Origin of the sequence: Brachybacterium muris, assembly GCF_016907455.1 — a bacterium.
Lineage (GTDB): Bacteria > Actinomycetota > Actinomycetes > Actinomycetales > Dermabacteraceae > Brachybacterium > Brachybacterium muris.
The window spans coordinates 714,845-737,920 of record NZ_JAFBCB010000001.1; the positions used below are offsets into that span (position 1 = coordinate 714,845).

The 23,076-nt window shown below is 69.7% G+C and carries 22 protein-coding genes and 1 tRNA gene; 11 read left to right on the forward strand and 12 right to left on the reverse strand.

From position 1 onward, the window contains the following. Position 1 precedes the first annotated feature (1 nt). Entirely contained in the window at positions 2-478 is a 477-nt protein-coding gene (locus tag JOD52_RS03325) for a hypothetical protein (protein ID WP_204408793.1), read from the forward strand. A 100-nt stretch (positions 479-578) separates the two neighbouring features. On the opposite strand, the gene JOD52_RS03330 is transcribed toward JOD52_RS03325, so the two are convergent. After that, a complete protein-coding gene (locus JOD52_RS03330; protein ID WP_338124028.1) occupies positions 579-1,325 on the reverse strand; it encodes an ATP-binding protein in 747 nt (248 codons plus the stop codon). Beyond that, positions 1,322-2,884 carry an IS21 family transposase gene (gene istA, locus JOD52_RS03335; RefSeq protein WP_204408388.1) on the reverse strand — a complete coding sequence of 521 codons (1,563 nt, stop codon included), beginning with the start codon at positions 2,882-2,884 and terminating at the stop codon, positions 1,322-1,324. Before istA (JOD52_RS03335) ends, JOD52_RS03330 begins: the two co-directional genes overlap by 4 nt. A gap of 204 nt (positions 2,885-3,088) precedes the next feature. Here istA (JOD52_RS03335) and JOD52_RS03340 point away from each other — a divergent pair, with 204 nt between their 5' ends. The 4 genes from JOD52_RS03340 (at position 3,089) to selB (ending at position 7,092) form a co-directional block, all read left to right on the forward strand. Further along, positions 3,089-3,718: a WD40 repeat domain-containing protein gene (locus tag JOD52_RS03340; RefSeq protein ID WP_239551764.1), complete on the forward strand. Its 630-nt coding sequence runs from the start codon at positions 3,089-3,091 to the stop codon at positions 3,716-3,718. An 88-nt stretch (positions 3,719-3,806) separates the two neighbouring features. Next, positions 3,807-3,901: transfer RNA gene (locus tag JOD52_RS03345), tRNA-Sec, on the forward strand. A 33-nt stretch (positions 3,902-3,934) separates the two neighbouring features. Then, positions 3,935-5,305, forward strand: coding sequence for an L-seryl-tRNA(Sec) selenium transferase (gene selA / locus JOD52_RS03350; protein ID WP_017822155.1), 1,371 nt, complete (start codon positions 3,935-3,937; stop codon positions 5,303-5,305). Then, entirely contained in the window at positions 5,305-7,092 is a 1,788-nt protein-coding gene (gene selB, locus JOD52_RS03355; protein ID WP_204411469.1) for a selenocysteine-specific translation elongation factor, read from the forward strand. The genes selA and selB overlap by 1 nt, the downstream gene beginning before the upstream one ends. 28 nt (positions 7,093-7,120) lie before the next feature. On the opposite strand, the gene JOD52_RS03360 is transcribed toward selB, so the two are convergent. Next, entirely contained in the window at positions 7,121-7,597 is a 477-nt protein-coding gene (locus tag JOD52_RS03360) for a hypothetical protein (protein WP_204408795.1), read from the reverse strand. Positions 7,598-7,680: 83 nt separating this feature from the next. Between JOD52_RS03360 and JOD52_RS03365 the strand changes: the two genes are divergently transcribed. Further along, the gene (locus JOD52_RS03365) at positions 7,681-8,907 is read left to right on the forward strand and encodes a hypothetical protein (RefSeq protein WP_204408796.1); all 1,227 of its coding nucleotides are present in this window, start codon (positions 7,681-7,683) and stop codon (positions 8,905-8,907) included. Here JOD52_RS03365 and JOD52_RS03370 read toward each other — a convergent pair. Next, entirely contained in the window at positions 8,891-9,376 is a 486-nt protein-coding gene (locus tag JOD52_RS03370; protein WP_017822152.1) for a hypothetical protein, read from the reverse strand. The two genes, JOD52_RS03365 and JOD52_RS03370, sit on opposite strands and share 17 nt — an antisense overlap. A 36-nt stretch (positions 9,377-9,412) precedes the next feature. After that, a complete protein-coding gene (locus JOD52_RS03375; protein ID WP_204408797.1) occupies positions 9,413-9,673 on the reverse strand; it encodes a hypothetical protein in 261 nt (86 codons plus the stop codon). Between the two features lie 114 nt (positions 9,674-9,787). On the opposite strand from JOD52_RS03375, the gene istA (JOD52_RS03380) reads away from it, so the two are divergent. Next, the gene (gene istA / locus JOD52_RS03380; RefSeq protein ID WP_204408388.1) at positions 9,788-11,350 is read left to right on the forward strand and encodes an IS21 family transposase; all 1,563 of its coding nucleotides are present in this window, start codon (positions 9,788-9,790) and stop codon (positions 11,348-11,350) included. Then, positions 11,347-12,093, forward strand: a complete 747-nt coding sequence (locus tag JOD52_RS03385; protein WP_338124028.1) for an ATP-binding protein — start codon at positions 11,347-11,349, stop codon at positions 12,091-12,093. Before istA (JOD52_RS03380) ends, JOD52_RS03385 begins: the two co-directional genes overlap by 4 nt. A 458-nt stretch (positions 12,094-12,551) precedes the next feature. On the opposite strand, the gene JOD52_RS03390 is transcribed toward JOD52_RS03385, so the two are convergent. From JOD52_RS03390 to JOD52_RS03420, 7 genes are all read right to left on the reverse strand, one after another. Then, positions 12,552-12,713 (reverse strand): hypothetical protein, encoded by a 162-nt coding sequence (locus tag JOD52_RS03390; protein WP_204408798.1) that lies wholly within the window; start codon positions 12,711-12,713, stop codon positions 12,552-12,554. 87 nt (positions 12,714-12,800) lie between these two features. Then, a complete protein-coding gene (valS, locus tag JOD52_RS03395; protein ID WP_204408799.1) occupies positions 12,801-15,503 on the reverse strand; it encodes a valine--tRNA ligase in 2,703 nt (900 codons plus the stop codon). A 196-nt stretch (positions 15,504-15,699) separates the two neighbouring features. Beyond that, positions 15,700-16,758: a lipoate-protein ligase LplAB gene (locus JOD52_RS03400; RefSeq protein WP_017822148.1), complete on the reverse strand. Its 1,059-nt coding sequence runs from the start codon at positions 16,756-16,758 to the stop codon at positions 15,700-15,702. 76 nt (positions 16,759-16,834) lie between these two features. Then, complete coding sequence (locus tag JOD52_RS03405) at positions 16,835-18,157, reverse strand: hypothetical protein (RefSeq protein ID WP_017822147.1); 1,323 nt, start codon at positions 18,155-18,157, stop codon at positions 16,835-16,837. A gap of 87 nt (positions 18,158-18,244) precedes the next feature. Then, positions 18,245-19,246: an ABC transporter ATP-binding protein gene (locus JOD52_RS03410; RefSeq protein ID WP_017822146.1), complete on the reverse strand. Its 1,002-nt coding sequence runs from the start codon at positions 19,244-19,246 to the stop codon at positions 18,245-18,247. Beyond that, positions 19,243-20,043, reverse strand: a complete 801-nt coding sequence (locus JOD52_RS03415) for an ABC-2 family transporter protein (RefSeq protein ID WP_259849847.1) — start codon at positions 20,041-20,043, stop codon at positions 19,243-19,245. Before JOD52_RS03415 ends, JOD52_RS03410 begins: the two co-directional genes overlap by 4 nt. 28 nt (positions 20,044-20,071) lie before the next feature. Further along, a complete protein-coding gene (locus tag JOD52_RS03420) occupies positions 20,072-20,866 on the reverse strand; it encodes an ABC-2 family transporter protein (protein WP_204408800.1) in 795 nt (264 codons plus the stop codon). 166 nt (positions 20,867-21,032) lie between these two features. On the opposite strand from JOD52_RS03420, the gene JOD52_RS03425 reads away from it, so the two are divergent. The 3 genes from JOD52_RS03425 to JOD52_RS03435 are packed head-to-tail and all read left to right on the forward strand — an operon-like array spanning position 21,033 to position 23,074. Then, positions 21,033-21,827, forward strand: coding sequence for an AraC family transcriptional regulator (locus tag JOD52_RS03425; protein ID WP_017822143.1), 795 nt, complete (start codon positions 21,033-21,035; stop codon positions 21,825-21,827). A 19-nt stretch (positions 21,828-21,846) separates the two neighbouring features. Then, entirely contained in the window at positions 21,847-22,251 is a 405-nt protein-coding gene (locus tag JOD52_RS03430) for a VOC family protein (RefSeq protein WP_204408801.1), read from the forward strand. A gap of 40 nt (positions 22,252-22,291) precedes the next feature. After that, positions 22,292-23,074 (forward strand): SDR family oxidoreductase, encoded by a 783-nt coding sequence (locus JOD52_RS03435; RefSeq protein WP_204408802.1) that lies wholly within the window; start codon positions 22,292-22,294, stop codon positions 23,072-23,074. Positions 23,075-23,076: the final 2 nt, after the last annotated feature.

Below are 23,076 nucleotides of genomic sequence, written 5' to 3' on the forward strand. Positions count from 1 at the left end.
GATGGCCGCTGCCTCGGGCTGTTCACGGATCGGGGACCTGGGGAAGCGCCTGACAGGGCACCCTGAGGCCCGGTCGCTGCGGCCCAGCCAATGCCTGCTGCCGGCGGACGTCGACCTCGAGGCCGAAGCGGCGCAGCTTCGCCAGCGCAAGAAGGAGCTCGATGAGCTCCACGGCGTGGTCTACGACGTTCAACCCTGGGAGCCTGATGGCGACATGCGTTTCACGGTCTCGACGCTGGCAGTCTCTCCGGACGGGACCCGGATTATGGCGCATGAGTCGCGGGACCGCTCGCACCTCGGCCTCGCCGAGGAGTACGGCACCATCACCTGGGACAGCGCCACCGGCGAGGTGCTCGGCCGCACCCGGATGAGCAGCGGGGACATCGCCTGGCACCCCACCGACGACCGTCTTGCGGTGATCGGCGAGGTTGCTGTGGACCTCACCGATCCGGCCGGTGAACCCAGTGAGTATTCGTAGTCGTGGGAGCCACCGAATCTTGCTCTTGGGGACCGCCGATCGTGCCGACGGGGGCCAGTAGCCGCCGCGGTGGGGACCACTGGCTCCCGCCGGCATCGGGTCACTGGGGCAGTGCGGTGTGTTCTCGCATGTTCCTGTCGCCGGTGTCGATCCAGATTGTGTTGTGCACGATGCGGTCCATGATCGCATCGGCGTGGACTGCTCCACCGAGCCGGGCGTGCCAGTCCTTCTTCGGGTACTGGGTGCAGAACACGGTCGAGCCGGTGTCATAGCGGCGCTCGAGCAGTTCCAGCAGCATCGAACGCATTCCCTCGTCAGGATGGTCCAGCAGCCACTCGTCGATCACCAGCAGCGAGAACGTGGAGTACTTCCGCAGGAACTTCGTCTGGCCCTGCGGCTTGTCCTTTGCCAGGGCCCAGGCCTCTTCGAGGTCGGGCATTCGGATGTAGTGGGCTCGGAGCCGGTGCTGGCAGGCCTGCTTCGCCAGCGCGCAGCCGAGGTAGGACTTCCCTGAGCCGGTGAAGCCCTGGAAGACCACGTTCTGTTGCCGCTGGATGAAGGAGCAGGTTGCCAGTTGCGCGATCACGTTCCGGTTCAGTCCCCGTTCCTCGACCAGATCCAGCCGCCGCAGGTCCGCTCCGGGATAACGCAGCCCCGCCCGGCGGATCAGACCCTCGACCTTTCCATGATTGAAGATGGAATGCGCCTCGTCCACGATCAGCTGGAGCCGTTCCTGGAACGACATCCCCAGCACGTGAGCCTCATCCTGGGCATCGATCGCGTCCAGCAGCGCGGTCGCGCCCATCTCGCGCAGCTTCCGCTTCGTGTCGTTATCGATCACGCTCACCGGACACCTCCGGCGTAGTAGTCGGCGCCACGGACGTATCCGCCGTCTTCCGCGGGTTCCTCGCGGGGTGGACGCAGGGCGGCGACCTTGTCCTGCCCGGTGGCCAAGATCGGGTGCAGATGCGCATAGCGCGGTGAACGGACCCGTCCCGTCAGCGCGAGTGCGCAGGCCGCCTCGACCCGATCTACGGAGAAGCGGCGAGAGAGCCGTAGCACCGCCAACGCGGGATCCAGGCCCTGTTCCACGATCGGCACGGACTCGAAGATCCGCTGGATCACGATCACCGTGGCCGGCCCGACCCGATCTGCCCACGCCCGCACCCTCTGCGCGTCCCAGGCCTGGAAACGCTCGCCCGCAGGTAGGTCCGCGTCGTTGGTGCGGTACTCATTGCTCGCGGTCTCCGGGAGCAGCAGGTGACTGGTCAGTCGCTGGCTGCCCTGATAGATCTCCAGCGTCCGGGCCGTGATGCGCAGATCGACCTTCGCGCCGATGTGCGCGAACGGCGCGGAGTAGAAGTTCCGCGCGAACGTGACGTGCCCGTTCCTGCCCACTCGTCGTCCGTAGTGCCATGTCGAGATCTCGTAGGGCACCGCCGGCAGCGGCGTCAGCAGCGGCCGCTCCTCCGCGTCGAACACGCTGGCGCGGGATCCGGGCCGCTTCTGGAACGGCTCCGCGTTATAGGCCTCCATCCGCTGCCCGATGGCGGCTGCAAGTTCGGGCAGGGACGTGAATCGCTGATCCCGCAGCCCGGCGATGACCCAGGTCGCGACGTGCGCGACGGTGTTCTCCACGCTCGCCTTGTCTTTCGGTTTCCGCACCCTCCCCGGGAGCACCGCCGCCGAGTAATGCGCTGCCATCTCGCGATACGCATCGTTCAGGACGATCTCGCCCTCGCGGGGGTGCTTCACCACACCGGTCTTGAGGTTGTCCGGAACGATCCTCGGGACCGTCCCGCCCAGCGCCTCGAACATCGCTACGTGCGCTCGCAGCCAGGACTCCTGGCGCATATCCAGCGCCGGGAAGCAGAACGCGTAACGAGAAAAAGGCAGGCAGGCAACGAACAAGAACACCTTCGAGACCTCGCCGGTGACCGGATCGGCCAGCTCCATCGTGGGGCCGGACCAGTCGACCTCCACGCTCTGGCCGGCCTTGTGACCGACTCTCGAAGCGGCACCGGTGACCATGACGTGGTGCTGGTAGGTGCGGCAAAACCGGTCATACCCCATCGCCGGATCCCCAGCCGCCGTGGTCGCGTCGAAGTACTCGCCGTGCAACAGCTTCAGCGTCACGCCGACCCTGGCCATCTCTCGATGGACCTGTTCCCAGTCCGGCTGTGCGAACACGCTCTCGTGCTCGCCCCGGCCCGGGAACAACCGGGCATACACCTGCTCATCGGCGACGTCCGCGATATCGCCCCACCCGATCCCTGCAGCGTCAGCGGCCTCGAACACCGCCCTCACGGACTTGCGGGACATGCCCTGCGAGGACGAAATCGCTCGCCCCGACAGACCTTCTGCGCGCAGCTGGAGCACCAGCTTCGCCCTGATCTTCCGTACCATTCCAGATTGCTCCTTCCGCCGCGTGCCCTATACACACGGCGGAAGGAGCGTAGACAGAGCGGCCCCAACGACACCACTGGTGGTCCCGAACGACGCCACCGCTACGGCAGCGACGTGGCACCCGAACCCTCGATCAGCGGACCCCAGCGAGGCGAATATTCACCCAGCACGCACCTGCTGGGGCACTGGATCGGCGAGGAGTGGATGGGCGCTGTGATCAACCAGGTGCGGTTCTCCCCGGACGGCACCCAGTTGGTCACCTGCGGACTGGATCGAACACTGCGCCTGTGGAGCACGACGGAGGGAACCTGTGACCCCGGTGAGGTGGTGGAGCTCGGGGACATGGATACCTGGTACCTGTCCTATTCCCCGACAGGTGACCAGCTCGTGGTGGCGGGGGGCGAAGGGCCGTTCCACCGGTACGACCCGGGCTCGGGGACGCGGATCGGTGTTCACGCCGAGGGCGTCGAATTCCTGGACGAGCCCGTCTACGAACCGGAAGGCACCCTGCTGGCGGGAATTGGGGACGGCACTGTTCTGGTGGTCGCGCCCGACGGGTCGGAGAGCACGATCCCAGAACCGGTGGAGGGCTACAGTCTCGCTGGGGCCGCTGCGTCGGCCGATGGCCGCCTCGCGGTGGTGTCCAACCGCGGGGACCTGGTGGCTCTGTGGGACCGGCACACCGGCACGGTCCAGGAGCTGCCCGGCGGCCCGGAGGAGACCGTACGGCTCACCTGGGCACCGGATGGGAAGGTGCTGTACGCGCTCTCGCTCCGTGAAGGGATCCTCGCCTGGGACGGCGAGAGCTGGAAGGCCTTCGACCTCCCCGACTGACCCAGGTCACCCGAGCCCCGATTGCCTGGCCGACGCTGCCGGGCCCTTGTCCTCAATGCTGTCCCCGCGACCTGGTACTTTAGTTAGTGGAGGCGTACGTGTCCTGGTGGGCGCCCCGGTCTTCAAAACCGGTGAGACCGAGCATCTCGGTCTGGCGGGTTCGATTCCCGTCCGCCTCCGCCAGCATGCCCCCGTGCCGCGACGAGGAGGTCCACGATGAGCACCGAGGACCCGCGCCGGCGGATCCCCCGTACCGATCAGCTGCTGGCCCACCCCCGGGTGCAGGCCGCCGGGGAGGCCATGAGCGAGCGCGTGGTGCGGGACATCGTCAGTGCCGCACAGGACCGCGCCCGACGCGGTGACATCACCCCCGAGCAGGTGCTGGAGGAGATCCTGGCGGCCGTGGGGGAGCGGCCCGCTGCCTCCCTGCGCCCGGTGCTGAACGCGACCGGCGTCATCGTCCACACCAACCTCGGCCGGGCACCGCTGTCCGAGGCGGCCCGTCGTGCCCTCGCCGATGCCGCCGGGTACACCGACGTCGAGTTCGACCTCGCCACCGGCGCCCGCTCCCGCCGCGGCGCCGGAGCCCGGGCGGCCCTGCTGGCCGCCTGCCCTGAGGCCGAGGACGCGCTGGTGGTCAACAACGGTGCCGCCGCCCTGGTGCTGGCCACCACTGCCCTCGCCGGCACGGGTGAGGTGGTGCTCAGCCGCGGGGAGATGATCGAGATCGGCGCCGGGTTCCGCCTGCCGGACCTGATCGCCTCCACCGGGGCGCGCCTGTGCGAGGTGGGCACCACCAACCGCACCCACCTGGGCGATTACACCGACGCATTCGGCGATTCCACCGGGTGCGTGCTCTCCATCCACACCAGCAACTACCGGGTCATCGGCTTCACCAGCACCGTGCCGATCTGCGAGCTCGCCCCCGCCTGCCACCAGGTAGGCCTGCCCCTGGTGGCGGACCTGGGGAGCGGTCTCCTGGAACCCGAGTCCTTGCTGCCCGGTGAGCCCGATGCCCGCACAGCGCTGCGTGACGGTGCCGACCTGGTGATCACCAGTGGTGACAAGCTGCTGGGCGGCCCCCAGGCCGGGATCCTGCTGGGGCGCCGCGAGGTCATTGCCCGCCTGGCCCGCCACCCCCTGGCCCGTGCGGTGCGCGCCGACAAGCTGGCCCTGGCAGCGGTGGAGGCCACCCTCACCGGCCCCGTCCCACCCGTCCTCGCCGCCCTGCGCACCGACGCCGATGAGCTGCGTGAGCGCACGATGCGGATGGCAGAGCGCCTGGACGCCCCGGTGGTGGAGCACGACGGCCGCGTGGGCGGCGGCGGGGGTGCGGAAGTGCCGCTGCCCGGCTGGGCGATCTCCCTGGACGAGCAGCTCGCCGCCCCCCTGCGCACCGGCGATCCGTCCGTCGTGGGCACCGTGCGGGACGGCGCCTGCCTGCTGGACCTGCGCTGCGTGCCCGAGGAGGAGGACGACGCGCTCGTCGCCGCCGTGCTCGCCGCGAGGAAGCGCACGGCACGCATCGATCCGGCTGCCGACACCGAGCGCGCAGTGGCTCCGGGCACTGAGGAGGACGCACGATGATGCAGGTCATCGCCACCGCCGGCCATGTCGACCACGGCAAGTCCACCCTGATCCGCGCGCTGACCGGCATCGAACCGGACCGCTGGGCGGAGGAGAAGCGTCGCGGCCTCACCATCGATCTCGGCTTCGCCTGGACCGCCCTGCCCTCGGGCCGCGGGGTCTCCTTCGTGGACGTCCCCGGCCACGAACGGTTCCTCGGGAACATGCTGGCGGGCCTGGGACCGGCCCCCATCGTGTGCTTCGTGGTGGCGGCCGATGAGGGCTGGCAGGCCCAGTCCGATGACCACCGTGACGCCATCGCGGCCCTCGGTATCGATCAGGGCGTCATCGCCATCACCCGCGCTGATCTCGCACCCGAACGAGTGGACCAGGTGATCTCCCAGGTGCGCGCCGAACTGGCCGGCACCGGCCTGGCGGACGTGCCTGCCGTCCCCGTCTCCGCCGTCACCGGTGAAGGACTGGACGAGCTGCGGAGCGCTCTGGACGAGGCGGTCGCCGCCGCACGGCAGCCGTCGGCCACCGACCGGGTGCGGCTGTGGGTGGACCGCTCCTTCACCATCTCGGGTGCGGGTACCGTGGTCACCGGCACCCTCGCCGCCGGCACCCTGACGGTGGGCGATCGTCTGCAGCTGCACGGTGCGGAACGAAGCGGCGGCATGGCGGTGCGGGGGCTGCAGAGCCGCGGTGGCCCGGTGGACCAGCTGGGGCCGGTGAGTCGGGCCGCGGTGAACCTGCGCGGCATCGACCAGGAGCAGATTTCTCGTGGCGATGTGCTGCTCACGCCCGATGCCTGGGAGCTCACCGATCAGCTCGACGTGCGCGGTTTGACCGGCAACGCCCTGGGCGATGCCCCGGAGGAGCTCACCGCGCATGTGGGCACCGCCGCTGTCACGGCCCGGGTGCGCCCCCTGGGGGCCGAGCATGCGCGCCTCACCCTGGACCGCGCCCTGCCGCTCGCGGTGGGGGACCGCCTGGTGCTGCGCGGCAGCGGTTCCCGCGCCGTGTACGCCGGGGTGCAGGTGCTGGACGTCGACCCTCCTGCGCTGGACCGGCGCGGCGACGGTGCCCGGCGCGCCGATGCTCTCGCGCAGCTGCCGCTTTCCGGGGATGTCGCGGTGGAGGTGCGGCGTCGTGGTGCGATCCGCGCGCAGCTGCTCGAGCGGCGCGGTATCGAGGTCCCCGATCCGCTGCCCACGGGGATCCAACCGGTGGGCCAGTGGCTGGTGGACGCCGAGGCCCTGGCAGGCTGGACCGAGCAGCTGCGCGAGGCCGTCGCTGCCCATGCCCGCGCCAACCCGCTGGCAGCGGGCCTGCCCGCCAAGTCCGCACTGGACTCCCTGCGACTGCCCGACGAATCACTGCTCGATCCGGTGGTGCGCGCAGCCGATCTGGAGCACGCCGACGGGCGACTGCGCGACCCCCGCAGCACGCAGGGTCTCGGTGCGGCCGAGGCAGGAGTCGTGGCTCTCGAGCAGCGTCTGGGTGAGAAGCCGTTCCAGGCCCCGGAGGCCGAGGACCTCGCCGCCTGGCACCTGGGGCCCAAGGAGCTGGCGGCCGCAGAGCGGCTGGGGAGGATCCTGCGCCTGCCGGACTCGGTGGTGCTGCTGCCCACTGCGCCGGCCCTGGCGATGCGAGAACTGGCGGGGCTGCCGCAGCCGTTCACCACCAGTCAGGCCCGTCAGGCGCTCGAGACCACCCGAAGGGTGGCGATCCCGCTGCTGGAGCACCTGGACTCACGAGGCTGGACCCGCCGGGTGGATGCGGGCCACCGGAAGATCGTGCGCTGAGGTTCGCGGTGCCGGCGCGCCGCCCGGCTCAACGCTGCTGAGCCAACCAGTACCGGTGAGCCTCGACCAGGGTTTTCCTGGTGGCGGTCTGATCGGAGAGACCGGCCACGGCCATCGGTGAGGTGGGGGACTCCCATAGGGCGATGACCTCCACCTGGCTGCCGTCACGCAGCTGCGCGATCGCGACAGTGCGCGGCGCCCGCCCGGGAGGCGGCACCAGCCGGTGCAGCTGATCCCAGCGCAGCGAGTGCGCAGGGCCGGTGAAGCCCTGCCAGGTGAATCCGTCCCCGTCGATCCGGAGCCCGCTGCGCAGGGCGGCACGTAGGAGGAACAGGCCGGCACCGATCCCCATCAGGGCGGGGATGAAGAGCAGCAGTGGCCACATGGACTCCAGCACGATCGACAGCGCCACGGCAGCGATCGCCACAGCGACCCCCATCAGCGCTACCAAGGGCCCGACGACGACATTGATGCGCGCGGAGGCACTGCGGATGGTCTTGTTCACCGGAAGCTCCTGTTGCCTCGCATACGCTCCACCCTATGGGGAGTTGTCCCCATAGGCACGAGCCCTCCACCCCCGTAAGGTGAATGTCGTTGATCGGTGAACGGGGAGGCAGGACCATATCAGGGTTCTACGGTGGGGACACAGAGCAGATGCGAGCGCAGGCGCAGGCCTGCGAACTGGGCTCTCAGCGCATTCAGGACGTCACCGACGCGCTGGGCGTGGTAATTGATTCCGTACCCTGGTTCGGGCCGGACGCGATCGCGCTGCGCACCCTCTGGCATGGGACCGTGAAGCCCGGCATGATCGCCAAGGCGGAGGACATCCGCGCCAAGGGCGGCGAGCTCGACCAGCACGCGACGGAGCAGGATACGGCCTCCGGTACGGGTGGCGGGGCCGGCGGGGGCGCCGGTGCCGGTGGCGATGAAGGCGGGGGCGGCAGGGACGAGTACAGGCCCGGCGAGGAGACGTACCGGTACGGCGACGGCCTGGATTATGGCGACCTGGCCACCCGCGCCGGCGACGAGCGCCCGATCGGTCAGCACGGGGACGGCATCGGAGCGAAGACCCCGCCCTTCGAGGGAGACTGGGGATCCGCATCGGCTGAGGCCGGTGGGAGCTACTCCGGAGGTGCCCACACCACCACTGATCAGCACGGCAACGTCACCGCATCAGCAGGCGGGCGCGCCCAGGCCAGCGCAGGGGCCGAGGGCACCTTCCATGGCCCTGGTGGGGGGATGGCCGAGGCCTCAGCAGAGCTCGGCATCACCGGATACGGGGAGGCCGGCGCTACCTTCGGGCCCGACGGTGGAAGTGCAGGTGCCGCGATCGGCGCCGGTGCGTACGCCAACGCTGATGGATCGATCTACTTCGGCGGCATCGAGGCCGAGGGCAAGGCTGAGGCATTCGCTGGTGCCGAAGCACACGCCAATGCTTATTCGGGCTTGGTGCGCAACGATGACGGGCATGTCAACGGCATTGCTGCGGGCTTCGACGCGGGTGCGTTCGCCGGGGCCAAGGCCGAGGCCGAGTTCAAGATGGGTGCCCCGGGCGGATGGTTCTCCTCCGAGGTGAAGGCCGGCGTTGAGACCGGCGGGTCCATCGGCGCGGAGGCCGGCTACGAGTTCTCCACCGACAGGATCTCGTTCCGTCTGGGTGGTGCGCTGGCGCCGGGTGCAGGCGGATCGGCCGCAGGGGAGTTCTCCTTCCACCCCAACAACTTCGTCAACCCCTTCACCCCCGGGGACTACGACCCGGACGACGGCATCAGTGATCTCAAGGACTGGACCTCGGGGATCAGTCCCTGGTGGTGAGACCGGCGGCCCACTGCTGGTGCGCCTGGGAAACCAGCTGACCGCGCTCAAGGTAACCGCGTGACGCCCAGCGGCGATGGGTCTCACTGTTCTGAGGTTTCGAGATCGCCTTGACGTGCTCCACCGAGCCGTCGCGCAGCACCAGCTGCACGCAGGTCCCAGGATGGTCATCACCGGGGACCTGCACCTGCTGCACCTGGTCCCAGGGGATGAAGCGCCGTGCGCCGAGGGCAGGTGTCCAGGCAAGGCCGCGCTCGTCCAGGACTGCACCGCTGCGGAACCCCATCACCAGAAGCAGTGCGCCGATGATGAGGAACACGGCAGCACCGAGCAGTCCCCACAGCAGAGCGGTGTTCCCCGAGACGACGGTGCCGATGACGAAACCGGTGGTGGCCAGCACTGCAGCGACGACGAAGACGGCTCCCACGATGAACATCACGGTGCTGCCGCCGGAGCGCAGTTTCTTCATGGTCGAGCCCTCTCTTCGATGGTGAACACGTCGATGCTATCGACCATCCCGTCCGAACCCCCGATCACCGAGTCCTGTGGTGAGCCGACCAGCCTCATGGGCCGAGGTCAGGGCGTACGCCGTCTCCTGGTAGTGCGCATCGGCGTAGTTGCTTGCCCGTGCCAGGGTCATGGTGAGCGCGCTCACCGGGAGGACCCGCCCGTCCAACAGGTGCAGGGTCACCGTGTTCGGGCCACGGGCGGTGGTGGGTGAATATTCGCCTCGCTGGGGTCCGCTGATCGAGGGTTCGGGTGCCACGTCGCTGCCGTAGCGGTGGCGTCGTTCGGGACCACCAGTGGTGTCGTTGGGGCCGCTCTGTCTACGCTCCTTCCGCCGTGTGTATAGGGCACGCGGCGGAAGGAGCAATCTGGAATGGTACGGAAGATCAGGGCGAAGCTGGTGCTCCAGCTGCGCGCAGAAGGTCTGTCGGGGCGAGCGATTTCGTCCTCGCAGGGCATGTCCCGCAAGTCCGTGAGGGCGGTGTTCGAGGCCGCTGACGCTGCAGGGATCGGGTGGGGCGATATCGCGGACGTCGCCGATGAGCAGGTGTATGCCCGGTTGTTCCCGGGCCGGGGCGAGCACGAGAGCGTGTTCGCACAGCCGGACTGGGAACAGGTCCATCGAGAGATGGCCAGGGTCGGCGTGACGCTGAAGCTGTTGCACGGCGAGTACTTCGACGCGACCACGGCGGCTGGGGATCCGGCGATGGGGTATGACCGGTTTTGCCGCACCTACCAGCACCACGTCATGGTCACCGGTGCCGCTTCGAGAGTCGGTCACAAGGCCGGCCAGAGCGTGGAGGTCGACTGGTCCGGCCCCACGATGGAGCTGGCCGATCCGGTCACCGGCGAGGTCTCGAAGGTGTTCTTGTTCGTTGCCTGCCTGCCTTTTTCTCGTTACGCGTTCTGCTTCCCGGCGCTGGATATGCGCCAGGAGTCCTGGCTGCGAGCGCACGTAGCGATGTTCGAGGCGCTGGGCGGGACGGTCCCGAGGATCGTTCCGGACAACCTCAAGACCGGTGTGGTGAAGCACCCCCGCGAGGGCGAGATCGTCCTGAACGATGCGTATCGCGAGATGGCAGCGCATTACTCGGCGGCGGTGCTCCCGGGGAGGGTGCGGAAACCGAAAGACAAGGCGAGCGTGGAGAACACCGTCGCGCACGTCGCGACCTGGGTCATCGCCGGGCTGCGGGATCAGCGATTCACGTCCCTGCCCGAACTTGCAGCCGCCATCGGGCAGCGGATGGAGGCCTATAACGCGGAGCCGTTCCAGAAGCGGCCCGGATCCCGCGCCAGCGTGTTCGACGCGGAGGAGCGGCCGCTGCTGACGCCGCTGCCGGCGGTGCCCTACGAGATCTCGACATGGCACTACGGACGACGAGTGGGCAGGAACGGGCACGTCACGTTCGCGCGGAACTTCTACTCCGCGCCGTTCGCGCACATCGGCGCGAAGGTCGATCTGCGCATCACGGCCCGGACGCTGGAGATCTATCAGGGCAGCCAGCGACTGACCAGTCACCTGCTGCTCCCGGAGACCGCGAGCAATGAGTACCGCACCAACGACGCGGACCTACCTGCGGGCGAGCGTTTCCAGGCCTGGGACGCGCAGAGGGTGCGGGCGTGGGCAGATCGGGTCGGGCCGGCCACGGTGATCGTGATCCAGCGGATCTTCGAGTCCGTGCCGATCGTGGAACAGGGCCTGGATCCCGCGTTGGCGGTGCTACGGCTCTCTCGCCGCTTCTCCGTAGATCGGGTCGAGGCGGCCTGCGCACTCGCGCTGACGGGACGGGTCCGTTCACCGCGCTATGCGCATCTGCACCCGATCTTGGCCACCGGGCAGGACAAGGTCGCCGCCCTGCGTCCACCCCGCGAGGAACCCGCGGAAGACGGCGGATACGTCCGTGGCGCCGACTACTACGCCGGAGGTGTCCGGTGAGCGTGATCGATAACGACACGAAGCGGAAGCTGCGCGAGATGGGCGCGACCGCGCTGCTGGACGCGATCGATGCCCAGGATGAGGCTCACGTGCTGGGGATGTCGTTCCAGGAACGGCTCCAGCTGATCGTGGACGAGGCGCATTCCATCTTCAATCATGGAAAGGTCGAGGGTCTGATCCGCCGGGCGGGGCTGCGTTATCCCGGAGCGGACCTGCGGCGGCTGGATCTGGTCGAGGAACGGGGACTGAACCGGAACGTGATCGCGCAACTGGCAACCTGCTCCTTCATCCAGCGGCAACAGAACGTGGTCTTCCAGGGCTTCACCGGCTCAGGGAAGTCCTACCTCGGCTGCGCGCTGGCGAAGCAGGCCTGCCAGCACCGGCTCCGAGCCCACTACATCCGAATGCCCGACCTCGAAGAGGCCTGGGCCCTGGCAAAGGACAAGCCGCAGGGCCAGACGAAGTTCCTGCGGAAGTACTCCACGTTCTCGCTGCTGGTGATCGACGAGTGGCTGCTGGACCATCCTGACGAGGGAATGCGTTCGATGCTGCTGGAACTGCTCGAGCGCCGCTATGACACCGGCTCGACCGTGTTCTGCACCCAGTACCCGAAGAAGGACTGGCACGCCCGGCTCGGTGGAGCAGTCCACGCCGATGCGATCATGGACCGCATCGTGCACAACACAATCTGGATCGACACCGGCGACAGGAACATGCGAGAACACACCGCACTGCCCCAGTGACCCGATGCCGGCGGGAGCCAGTGGTCCCCACCGCGGCGGCTACTGGCCCCCGTCGGCACGATCGGCGGTCCCCAAGAGCAAGATTCGGTGGCTCCCACGACTACGAATACTCAGTGGGAACGTCAACGTGACGGATCTGGGCGAACGGCACGGTCGTCGCCCCCTCGAACAGGGGGGACCATGTGACCTGGTCCGGACTGATCTCGATCCGCCGTCGCGTCCCCACCAGCCACAGCCCGGCCCTGCCAGCAGCGCGACCGGCAGTCCCAGCAGCAGCGGGATCGCGCTGGGGCTGCGTGTGAGGGCGAAGCCGAGTACGGGGACGATCCCGAATACGACAGCCCCGATCACGAGCACTCCTGCCCCGATCCAGCGGATCCTGGTGGTCTTCCCGGGCGGGAAGACCAGAGGTGGCATGGTTGTGCTCCTCGTTCTGCTAGCGCTGGGTGGCGCTTGGATCATGGCATCTGCCGGGAGCCCAGCCAGTGCTGGTGCGCCGACTGCAGGATCGCTCCTGCTCGCTGGTACCAGGGGGAGATCCCGGTGCCGAAGTCGGACGGCTGCTGCTTCCGCAGCGACGTGACCAGGACGGTGCGCCCGTCGTCCAGCAGCAGCGCCACCGTGTCCCCGGGCTCGTGCTCACCGGGGACCAGTACCCGGGCGATCTGCTCCCAGGGGACCTGGGCGCGGGCACCGAACCCCTCGGCTCAGCCCGCGTTGCGGGGCTGCTTGACCGGCGGTTCGCCCAGCTCGACGTCCTCAGCTGTCACGGCCTCGACATCCCCACCGGTCACGGTGAGGCCTTCGATGCGACCCAGGGCCTCCAGGTCCGAGCGGGCCGCTTCCAGGTGTGCGGTCGCCGCCTCCGGGGCCACCAGGGTGACCTGCAGGATCGGGGTCTTCTGGGACACCTTCGCGTCGGACTTGATGCGGCGCACCGCGATCACCGCCTGCGCGAGCGACTCCAGCAGGGCGGGCTCGGCGCCACCCGAGGCCTCGCGCAGCGGGGCGGCCTCCGGCCAGGGCTGCGTGTGCACGCTGCCCTCGCGCCACCAGGACCACACCTCCTCGGTGGCGAACACGATCACCGGGGCGAACAGCCGCAGCAGCACCTCCAGGGCGATCGCCAGGGCCGCACGGGCAGACGCCGCGGCCTGCTCCCCGGCCTGCCCGTGGGCACGCTCCTTGACCAGCTCGATGTAGTCGTCGCAGAACATCCAGAAGAACGGCTCCACCACGTTCAGCGAGCGCGCGTAGTCCATGTCGTCGAAGGCGACCGTGGACTGCTCCACCACCTCGGCCAGGCGGGCCAGCAGGGCGCGGTCCAGCGGCTCGGTCACGGCCGACGGGTCCGCGGCGAGGCGACCGGCCGGATCGGCCGGGGCCGGGCCGAAGCCGAGGGCGAACTTGGAGGCGTTGAGGATCTTGATCGCCAGGCGGCGACCGACCTTCATCTGCCCCTCGTCGAAGGCGGTGTCCACACCCTGGCGGGCACTGCCGGCCCAGTAGCGCACCCCGTCGGAGCCGTGCTGCTGCAGCAGGCCGATGGGGGTGACCACATTGCCCTTGGACTTGGACATCTTCTTGCGGTCCGGGTCCAGGATCCAGCCGTTGATGGAGGCGTGGGTCCACGGCAGGGAGTCCTGCTGCAGGTGGGAGCGGACGATGGTGGAGAACAGCCAGGTGCGGATGATGTCGTGCCCCTGGGGGCGCAGGTCCATCGGGTACACCTTGGCGAACAGGTCCTCGTCGTGGCCCCACCCGCCGGCCAGCTGCGGGGTCAGCGAGCTGGTGGCCCAGGTGTCCAGGATGTCCGGGTCGGCGGTGAAGCCGCCGGGCTGGTCGCGCTGGGACTCCTCGAAGCCGTCCGGCACGTCGATCGTGGGGTCGATCGGCAGGGACTGAACCGGCGGGGTGAGCACCTGCTCGTAGTCGGTCTCGCCGTGCTCATTGACCGCGTACCAGATCGGGAAGGGCACCCCGAAGAAGCGCTGGCGGGAGATCAGCCAGTCGCCGATCAGGCCCTCCACCCAGTTGCGGTAGCGGGACTCCATGTGGGCGGGGTGCCAGGTCAGCTCGCGGCCCCGCTCGATCAGGCGGGAGCGCAGGCCGTCCTCGGTGTGGTCGCGACCACCGTTGGCCAGGTACCACTGGCGGCTGGTCACGTACTCCAGCGGCTTGTCGCCGTTCTCGTAGAACTTCACCGGGTGGGAGATCTTCTTGGGCTCGCCCACCAGGTCACCGGTCTCGGTGAGCATCTCCACCACGCGCTTCTGGGCGCTGAACACGGTGAGCCCCGCGAGCTCGGTGTAGCGGGCGGCGCCCTCCTCGGTGGTGATCCAGGGGGCGTCGGCCACGAAGCGGCCGTCGCGGCCGATCACCGAGCGGGTGGGCAGGTCCAGCTCGCGCCACCAGATCACGTCGGTGGAGTCGCCGAAGGTGCAGATCATGGCGATGCCCGCACCCTTGTCGGCCTGGGCCAGGGGGTGGGGGTTCACCGGCAGCTCCACCCCGAACAGGGGAGAGGTGACGGTGGTGCCGAACAGGTGCTGGTAGCGCTCGTCGTCGGGGTGGGCCACCAGGGACACGCACGCCGGCAGCAGCTCGGGACGCGTGGTCTCGATGAACACCTTCTCGCCTGAGCCATCGGTACGGGTGAAGCCGATGCGGTGGTAGGCGCCGTCGCGGTCGCGGTCCTCCTGCTCGGCCTGCGCCACGGCGGTGCGGTAGGTGACGTCCCACATAGTGGGGGCCTCGGCCTGGTAGGCCTGGCCGGCCTGCAGGTTCTCTAAGAACGCCTGCTGGCTCACGGCGCGGGAACGGGAGTCGATGGTCTGGTACGAGTAATCCCAGTCCACCGAGAGGCCCAGGGTGCGGAACACCTCCTCGAAGGACTTCTCATCGATCTCGGTGAGCTTCTCGCACAGCTCGATGAAGTTGCGGCGGGAGATCGGCAGCTGGTTGGCGGCCTTGGACGACTTGTTGTCGCCGCCCTCCTGCGGGGGAGTGAAGTCGGGGTCGTACGGCAGCGACGGATCGCAGCGCACCCCGTAGTAGTTCTGCACCCGGCGCTCGGTGGGCAGGCCGTTGTCGTCCCAGCCCAGCGGGTAGAAGCAGTTCTTGCCGCGCATGCGCTGGTAGCGCACGATCATGTCGGCCTGGGAGTAGCCGAACACGTGGCCGATGTGCAGGGAGCCGGATGCGGTGGGCGGCGGGGTGTCCACGCTGAACACCTGATCGCGGGTGGTGTCGCGGTCGAAGGCGTAGTCCTGGCGCTCGCTCCATACGCCGTCCCACTTGGTCTCCAGACCCTCCAGGGAGGGGCGGTCGGGGACGGTGGATCCGGTGGTGGATCCGGGGAGGGCGTGGCCGGTGGTGCCGGCGTCCGGGCGCGCAGAGGTATCGGTCATGGGCGCCATTGTTCCAGGATGCGGGCGAGGGTGCACGACGGGGGCGGTGTCGGTGCGGTCACGCCGCCGCTGCCCGCGCCCCCATGCGCAGCCACCATCCCCCCTTGCCCTCGTCTATCGGGCGCCTCGGTGCGGATTCCTGGGATATGGGGGCGTGGATGCCAGGAAACTGCACCGAGGTGCGAGGGAGCCGTGCTCACGGCACGCGGGCGGTCCACTCCTCGGTGCCGAACTTCGTCTCCACCAGCTCGCGGGCACGGGCCAGCTCGGCATCGGTGTAGGTGGCAGGGCGGGTGTCATAGTGGCCGCGGAAATGGTCCAGGAACCCGTCGATGATCTGCTCACGGGCCAGGCCCGTCTGGGAGCGCATCGGGTCCACCCGCTTGTTGGCGCTGCGGGTGCCCTTGTCCGAGAGCTTCTCGCGGCCGATGCGCAGCACCTCGCCCATCTTGTCGGCGTCGATGTCGTAGGCCATGGTCACGTGGTGCAGCAGCACGCCGCCGGCGAAGCGACGCTGCGCGGCACCGCCGATCTTGCCCTGCTCGGAGGCGATGTCGTTAAGCGGCACGTACCGGGCCTTCACCCCGATCTCGGCAAGGGCGCCCATCACCCAGTCGTCCAGGTACGCGTAGGCCTGCTCGAAGCTGAGCCCCTCCACCAGGGAGGTGGGCACCACCAGGGAGTAGGTGAGGCAGTTGCCGGGCTCCATGAACATGGCCCCACCGCCGGTGATGCGACGCACCACCCCGATGCCGTGCTTTCGCGCGCCCTCGGCGTCGATCTCGTTGCGCAGCGACTGGTAGGAGCCGATCACCACCAGCGGTGAGTCCCAGTCCCAGATGCGGAACAGGGGCGGGCGGCGGCCGGCGGCCACCTCCAGCGGCAGCACCTCGTCCAGGGCCACGTGCATCACCGGTTCCATCACCGCCGGTTCGAACACGTCGAAGGTGAGCTCGTCCCAGCTGCTGGCATGACCGAGCGCTCGTCGCACCGCGATCGCGACGGCCTCGGCGTCGAAGCCGATCATCTGCACGGGCTCCGGCCGGGCGTCCAGGCGCGCGGTGATCGCGGCGCCCAGCTCGGCGGCGGTCGCCTCCACCGGCATCCCCACCAGGGCGGCGTTGATGTCCTCCAGGGCGTCGTCGGGCTCCAGGAAGAAATCGCCGAACACGTGGACGGAGGCGATCTTCTCGTCACTGGCCTCGACGTCGACGGAGACTAGCTTGCCTCCGCGCACCTTGAACTCTCCGCGCAATGGAACTCCTCGAATAGATCGGGCGCCGCTGCCGATCGGTGACAGGGGCGCGATGGTGGTGGCCGGGACGGCCGGGTCAGGGCTTGGTGGCCAGGGACAGCAGGGCCCCGTGCACGGCAGTGACCAGGTCCTCAGCGGTGTCCCCCTTGGCGGCCTGGATGATGTAGGTGCGGCCGTCGAACTCACGGGTCACCCGCGGCAGCAGGGTCGTCCAGTTCTTCGATCGTCCCACCGAGACCAGGAACGTGCCCGCCCGCGGATCGCCCTCGCGGTGCAGGCGCACCGCCAGTGCATCCGGCTCGAGATCGGGCTGACGGCGCGGCACCAGTGGGAACCCGGCAGCGGCCAACATCTGCGGGTCGAACACATCCCACAGCAGGGCGCGGGCCTCCTCCATCGCGTGCGAGGCGGGCTCCCCGATGAACTCGGGCACCGACGGCGCGTACGTCGGGTCGTCGTGGCGGCGCTCGCCGGAGGCGATGCCGCGCAGGCGCCGCTCCGCCCGGCCACGGCTCTCCTCGTCGGGGAGGGCACCGATGTTCAACGGGTGGGACCGATGCGGGCGAGTGCCCACCAGCCACACCGGTGAGCCCTCCTCGACCGCGTCGAACTCCACCCCGAGCCCTGTGCCGCTGGCCCCCACCTGCAACCAGGCTCCGCGGCCGCGGCGGCTGGTGGAGAACCGCACCGGACGGCCGTACAGCTCGGCGGCCACCAGGCGCAGGGTGTCCAGGTGCGAGCGGAACTCCTTGACCACGTCCTGATCGAGCAGGATCCGCGGAGAGACCGCCCGGTACACCGAGGTGGCCGGGGCGTCCTCCCCGAACTCACCGATCAGGCGCCAGAAGTCGGCTCGCTTGGAGTCCTTCTTCACCAGACGCTTGGCCAGGGCCGCCCAGGTGGTGCGGATCAGGTGCTCGTCCTTGACGTCCAGGGAGCTCTTGCGGTGCTTGGGCAGCAGCAGCACGAGGCGGCTCGCCGGCGTGGGCAGCGCAGCCAGCGCAGCGGTGACGGCGCCGGCCTCGATCGTGCCGTCCACGATCACCTTGATCGCGATGCGGTCCTCGGCCCCGGAGGTCAGCGGCGCCTCGAGGTCGAACAGATCGCTACCGGAACGCGAGGAGGTGCGGAACGCGGTGGCCGGTGCGTCAATCCCGGCGATCACCTGGCAGAAGGCCTTGCGGGCCTTCGGGTCGCGCAGCAGGTACTCCAGCAGATAGCGGGCCATCTCCTCACGCTTGGTGCGCTTGCCCGGGCCGTTCTCGGCAGGTGCACTGCCGTTGGATGCTGCTGATCCGGTGGCTGCTGCGGGACCGGAGGCACCACCGGCAGCGGCACGCTGGGACATGTCGAACGCGTAGGAGATCATGCGTCCGGTGGACAGGTTCGAGGCGGCCACGGCGTGCTCCTTCTGTCGGGTGGGCGCGGGCGCGCCACCTGCTCACTCTACGGAACTGGGCCCCGGCAGGGCAGGTCCGATCCCCGATCAGCGGCCCTGCGCGTAGATCTGCCGCACCAGATCCTCGATGGCGGGCTCGGCGAGGGACAGGTCCCGCACCTCGGCCTGCGCGCTGATCGCCGCCAGCAGGGCCGGGACGGTCAGCTGGCTGCCGTGGAAGCGGATCCGGTGACGGATCCCCTCGGCCTCCACGGTGCCCGGTTCGGCCCCGACCGGAAGGTCCAAGCGTGCCCGGGGCTCGGCGAGGTCCACCACCAGTTCACGGGGTGCGCCCAGGCTCTCGCGGAACCCGGCCAACGGCCCGTCGTAGGCGATGGAACCGGAGCCCAGCACCACGATCCGTTCGCACAGCCGCTCCACATCGCTCATGTCGTGCGTGGTCAGGAACAAGGTGGTGCCGCGCTCGGCACGGTCCTCACGCAGGAAGCGTCGCAGCCCCTCCTTGGAGACCATGTCGAGCCCGATCGTCGGCTCGTCCAGGATCACCAGCGCGGGGGAGTGCAGCAGCGCCGCGGCCACCTCGCCGCGCATCCGCTGGCCCAGGGACAGCTGCCGCACCGGCTGGTCCAGGAACGGTGCCAGGTCCAGGCCGTCGACCAGCCGGGCAAGGCGTGCGTCGCGCTGGGCGTCGGTGAGGCGGTGCATCGCCGCGAGGATCCGGTAGGAGTCGCGCAGCGGCAGGTCCCACCACAGTTGGGAGCGCTGCCCGAACACCACCCCGATCTCCCGGGCAAGCTGCCTCCGCTCCGGTACCGGCCGCCTGCCGAGCACCCGCACCTGCCCGCTCGTGGGCTGCAGGATCCCGGTCATCATCTTGATGGTGGTGGACTTGCCGGCGCCGTTGGCGCCCACGAACCCGACCGCCTCGCCGCGCTGCACGGTGAGGGTCACGTCGTCCACCGCCCGCACCACACGCTTGCGGCGCAGTCGGGATCCCTCGGCCTTGGTGCGCACCACGTAGTCGCGCCGCAGCTCCTCGAGCACGACCGCGGGGTCGTCGGGGTCGTCGGGGGTGGGGTCGGTGCTCATCCGCCTGCTCCTGTGTACTTGCGGACCCCCGCACGCCACAGCAGGGCGGCGACGGTCCAGGTGAGGATCGCGGCCGGTACACCCATCCAGCCGGTCCACTGCGGTAGCAGCGTCGGCCCGGGCAGGTCCAGCAGCACGAGGGTGGGGGCGTAGGCGACCAGCGTCGCCGGGATCACGAAGGTGAAGAACGCGCGCATCGGCAGCGCGAACACGGCACTGGGGGTGGTGGCCACGTAGTTGCCGCCATAGGTGAAGGCGTTGGCGAACTCGCGACCGTCGATCAGCCAGAACTGCATCGCCCCGGCCATCGTCAGCAGCGCACCGAAGATCGCGGCGCCGGCCAGTGGTGCGATCACCGCGAGTGCCACCGTGGCGGGGGTGGGGGAGAAGCCGGCGATGCCGAGGGCCACCACGTACATTCCAAGGCCCACTACGATCCGGCCCAGGCGCCGCAGCGAGAGGTCCAGGCTGGAGATCTGCAGCAGCATCGGCACCGGCCGGATCAGCAGGGTCTCCAGCTTCCCGGAGCGGATGTAGGTGGAGAGCCCGTCGATCTCGCCCAGCAGCAGATCAGCGATGCCGAAGGCCAGGGCCCCCAGCCCGTACACCACCGCCACCTGCGGCAGGGTCATCCCGCCGAGGGTGCCCACGTTCGCCAGGATCACCCACAGCTCCAGGAACTCCACCGCCACGATCAGCACCTGCCCGGCCAGGTCCGAGACGAAGCTGGTGCGGTAGGCGGCCTGGGAGCGGATCCGGGAGCCGTACAGGGTGCGCACCATGTGTGCAGTGGACACCGGCCGGTCCGCTCGGGGGGTCGAGGTCTCAGCCACCCTGCACCTCCACCGACCGCACCCCGGCGCGCAGCATCAGCACCGCGGCACCAGCGAGTACCGCCACCCAGCCCACCTGGATCCCGATCAGCGGCAGCGCATCGAGAGGGGAGAGGCGACCGGAGAGGGTGTCGATCGGGGTCTGGATCATGGAGGGGAACGGGGTGGCACGGGCGATGGTCAGCAGCCAGTCCGGGAACCACACGATGGGGATCAGGAAACCCGAGAGCAGGTTCATCACTGCCATGTACACGGTGGTCAGGCCCCTCGTCTCGATCAGCCAGAACGCGGCCAGGTTCACCATCATGTCCGCCAGGAACGCCACCGTGATCGCGAGCAGCACCGCCGACGCCCCCAGCAGGTAGGAGAAGGGCTCAGAGGGCAGCGCGATCCCGGTGACCAGGGCGCCGATCAGCATCGGCGGGATCCCGCGGGCCAGCAGCAGGAACCCGGAGCGGCCCAGCTTCGCGGCGTAGAACTGGCCCAGCAGGTCCACGGGGCGCAGCAGGTCGATCGCCACATCGCCCTGCCGTATCCGCAAGGCGAGCTCGCGGGTGCCGAACACCTCGATGGGGGCCAGCAGCGCCTGACCCAGCCACACGTAGGTGGCGGCCTGCAGGGCGTCGTAGCCGTTCAGCTCGCCGCCCGCGGAGCCGATCGCGGCCAGCATGATCGAGGCGCGGATGAAGCCGAAGATCGTATTGGTGAACACGCCGGCGGCGGTGGCCACCCGGTACGTGGAGTACTGCCGGAACGACGCGGCGGCGATCCTCCGGTATGCGAGCACCGGGCGAGCCTAGTGGCCGGTGGGAGCGGGGACAAGGACGACCAGGGGGAGGCTGCTGTCGGGGGCAGGTCCGGATCAGCGCCGGGGCAGCTCCGGATCAGCGCCGGGTCAGCACTGGATCAGCGCCACCCGGGGACCGCCGGGTCCCGTCGACTAGCGTGGGGCCATGCCGTCCTACGTGCATCGCGTGCCGGAGGGGCTCGCACCGTACGTCCGCTCGTGTATCGGGTACGACTACCGGCTCGATCCGGACGCCACCCACCACGGGCTGCCCTCCCGCGGGATCACCGTGATCATCGCCTTCGAGGAGCCACTGGACTGCGCCTGGCTGGATGATGCCGAGCGCGGTCGTTTCGACACGCTCCTGGCCGGACTGCACACCAGCCCTTCCCTGATCCGCACCCACGGCCACCAGCACGGGATCCAGCTGGCGCTCACCCCTCGCGGGGTCCGCGCGCTGTTCGGTGCACCTGCCGGGGCCTTCGCCCGGGCGCTGGTGGACGGGGACGAGGACGACCGGATCCCCTCCTCCCTCCAGCGCAGGCTCCAGGACCTGCCCTGGCGGGAACGGTTCACCCTGCTGGACCAGTACCTGCTGGGCAGGGTCGACACGGGACGAGCCGGTGTGCGCCCGGAGCTCGCGCGGGCGTGGTCCCTGCTGGGCACAGGGCCCACCGTGCCCAGGGTCGAGCAGGTGGCCCGGGAAGTCGGCCTCTCCCGCCGGCAGCTGCTGATCGCCTTCCGCGACGAGTACGGGGTGACTCCCACCGAGGCCCGCCGCCTCGCCCGCTTCGAGGTGGCGCAGCACCTGCTGCGAGACGGGCTGGCAGCGGCCGACGTCGCGGCCCGAGCGGGATACGCCGATCAGCCCCACATGAACCGGGAATGGCGGGCGCTCGCCGCGATGACCCCCGCAGGCACGCTCGAGGACTTCCCCGTCGTCCAAGACGAGGCGCCCTGACCGCGCGCATGCTGGCCCCATGACGACACCACAGCTCTACCACTGCCTCCGCTACACCGACCCCGACCGTGCCATCGCCTTCCTCACGGCCCTCGGGTTCACCGAGAAGCTCCTCGTGCGGGACCCCGAGGACCCCGGGATCATCCACCACGCCCAGTTCCAGTGGCGCGACCACGGTGGCCTGATGTTCGGATCCGTCCGCGGCGACGAGGAGGAGACCGCCCCGTGGTTCCGGCCCGGGACATCTGTGTGCAGCCTCGTCGTCGGCTCCGACGAGGAGGTCGACGAGACGGTGCGCCGCGGGATCGAGGCCGGCGGTCGCCTCGTCGACCCCCCGAGCAACCCTCCCCACGGCGGCCGCACCGCCGCCATCCTCGACCACGACGGGAACTACTGGAACATCGACTCCTACCCCGGGGCGTGACACCGAGGCCGAGCGGCCGCCCCCGCGTACCCTGGAAGGCATGAATGCCACCGCCACCTCCCCGAACCGCCGGCTCACCGCCGTGGTCACCGGTGCCTCCTCCGGCATCGGGCGTGCCACCGCCGCCCGCCTCGTGGCCGACGGCTGGCGGGTGCTGGCCGTCGCCCGCCGCCAGGAGAAGCTCGATGCACTCGCCGAGGAGACCGGCTGCGAGGTGCTGAGCGTGGATGTCACCGACGACGACTCCGTAGCCCGCCTCGCCGAGCGATCCCGGGAGCTGTTCGGCGGCGAGCTGAACGCCGTGGTCCACGTGGCCGGCGGCGCCCTCGGCGTCGACCAGGTCGCCGAGGCGGACCTTTCCAAGTGGCAGGGCATGTACGACATGAACGTGCTCGGCGCCCTGCGGGTCACCCGCGCCCTGCTGCCGGCCGTGCGGGCCAGCGGCCGCGGCGACGTGCTTTTCGTGACCTCCGTGGCCGCCCACGAGGCCTACCCGGGCGGTTCCGGCTACAACGCCGCCAAGGCGGGGGAGCACATGCTGGCCCGCGCCCTGCGCCTGGAGCTGAACGGCGAGAAGGTGCGCGTCATCGAGATCGCGCCGGGTATGGTGCGCACCGAGGAGTTCTCCCTGACCCGCCTGGGCGACAAGGACGCCGCGGACAAGGTGTACGACGGGGTCGAGCAGCCGCTGACCGCCGAGGACTGCGCCGATGTCATCTCCTACGCCCTGAACGCCCCGCACCACGTGAACCTGGACCTGGTCACCGTGCGCCCCCTCGCCCAGGCCGCCGCCCACGCCGTGGCCCGCGGGAAGGGCGTGTGACG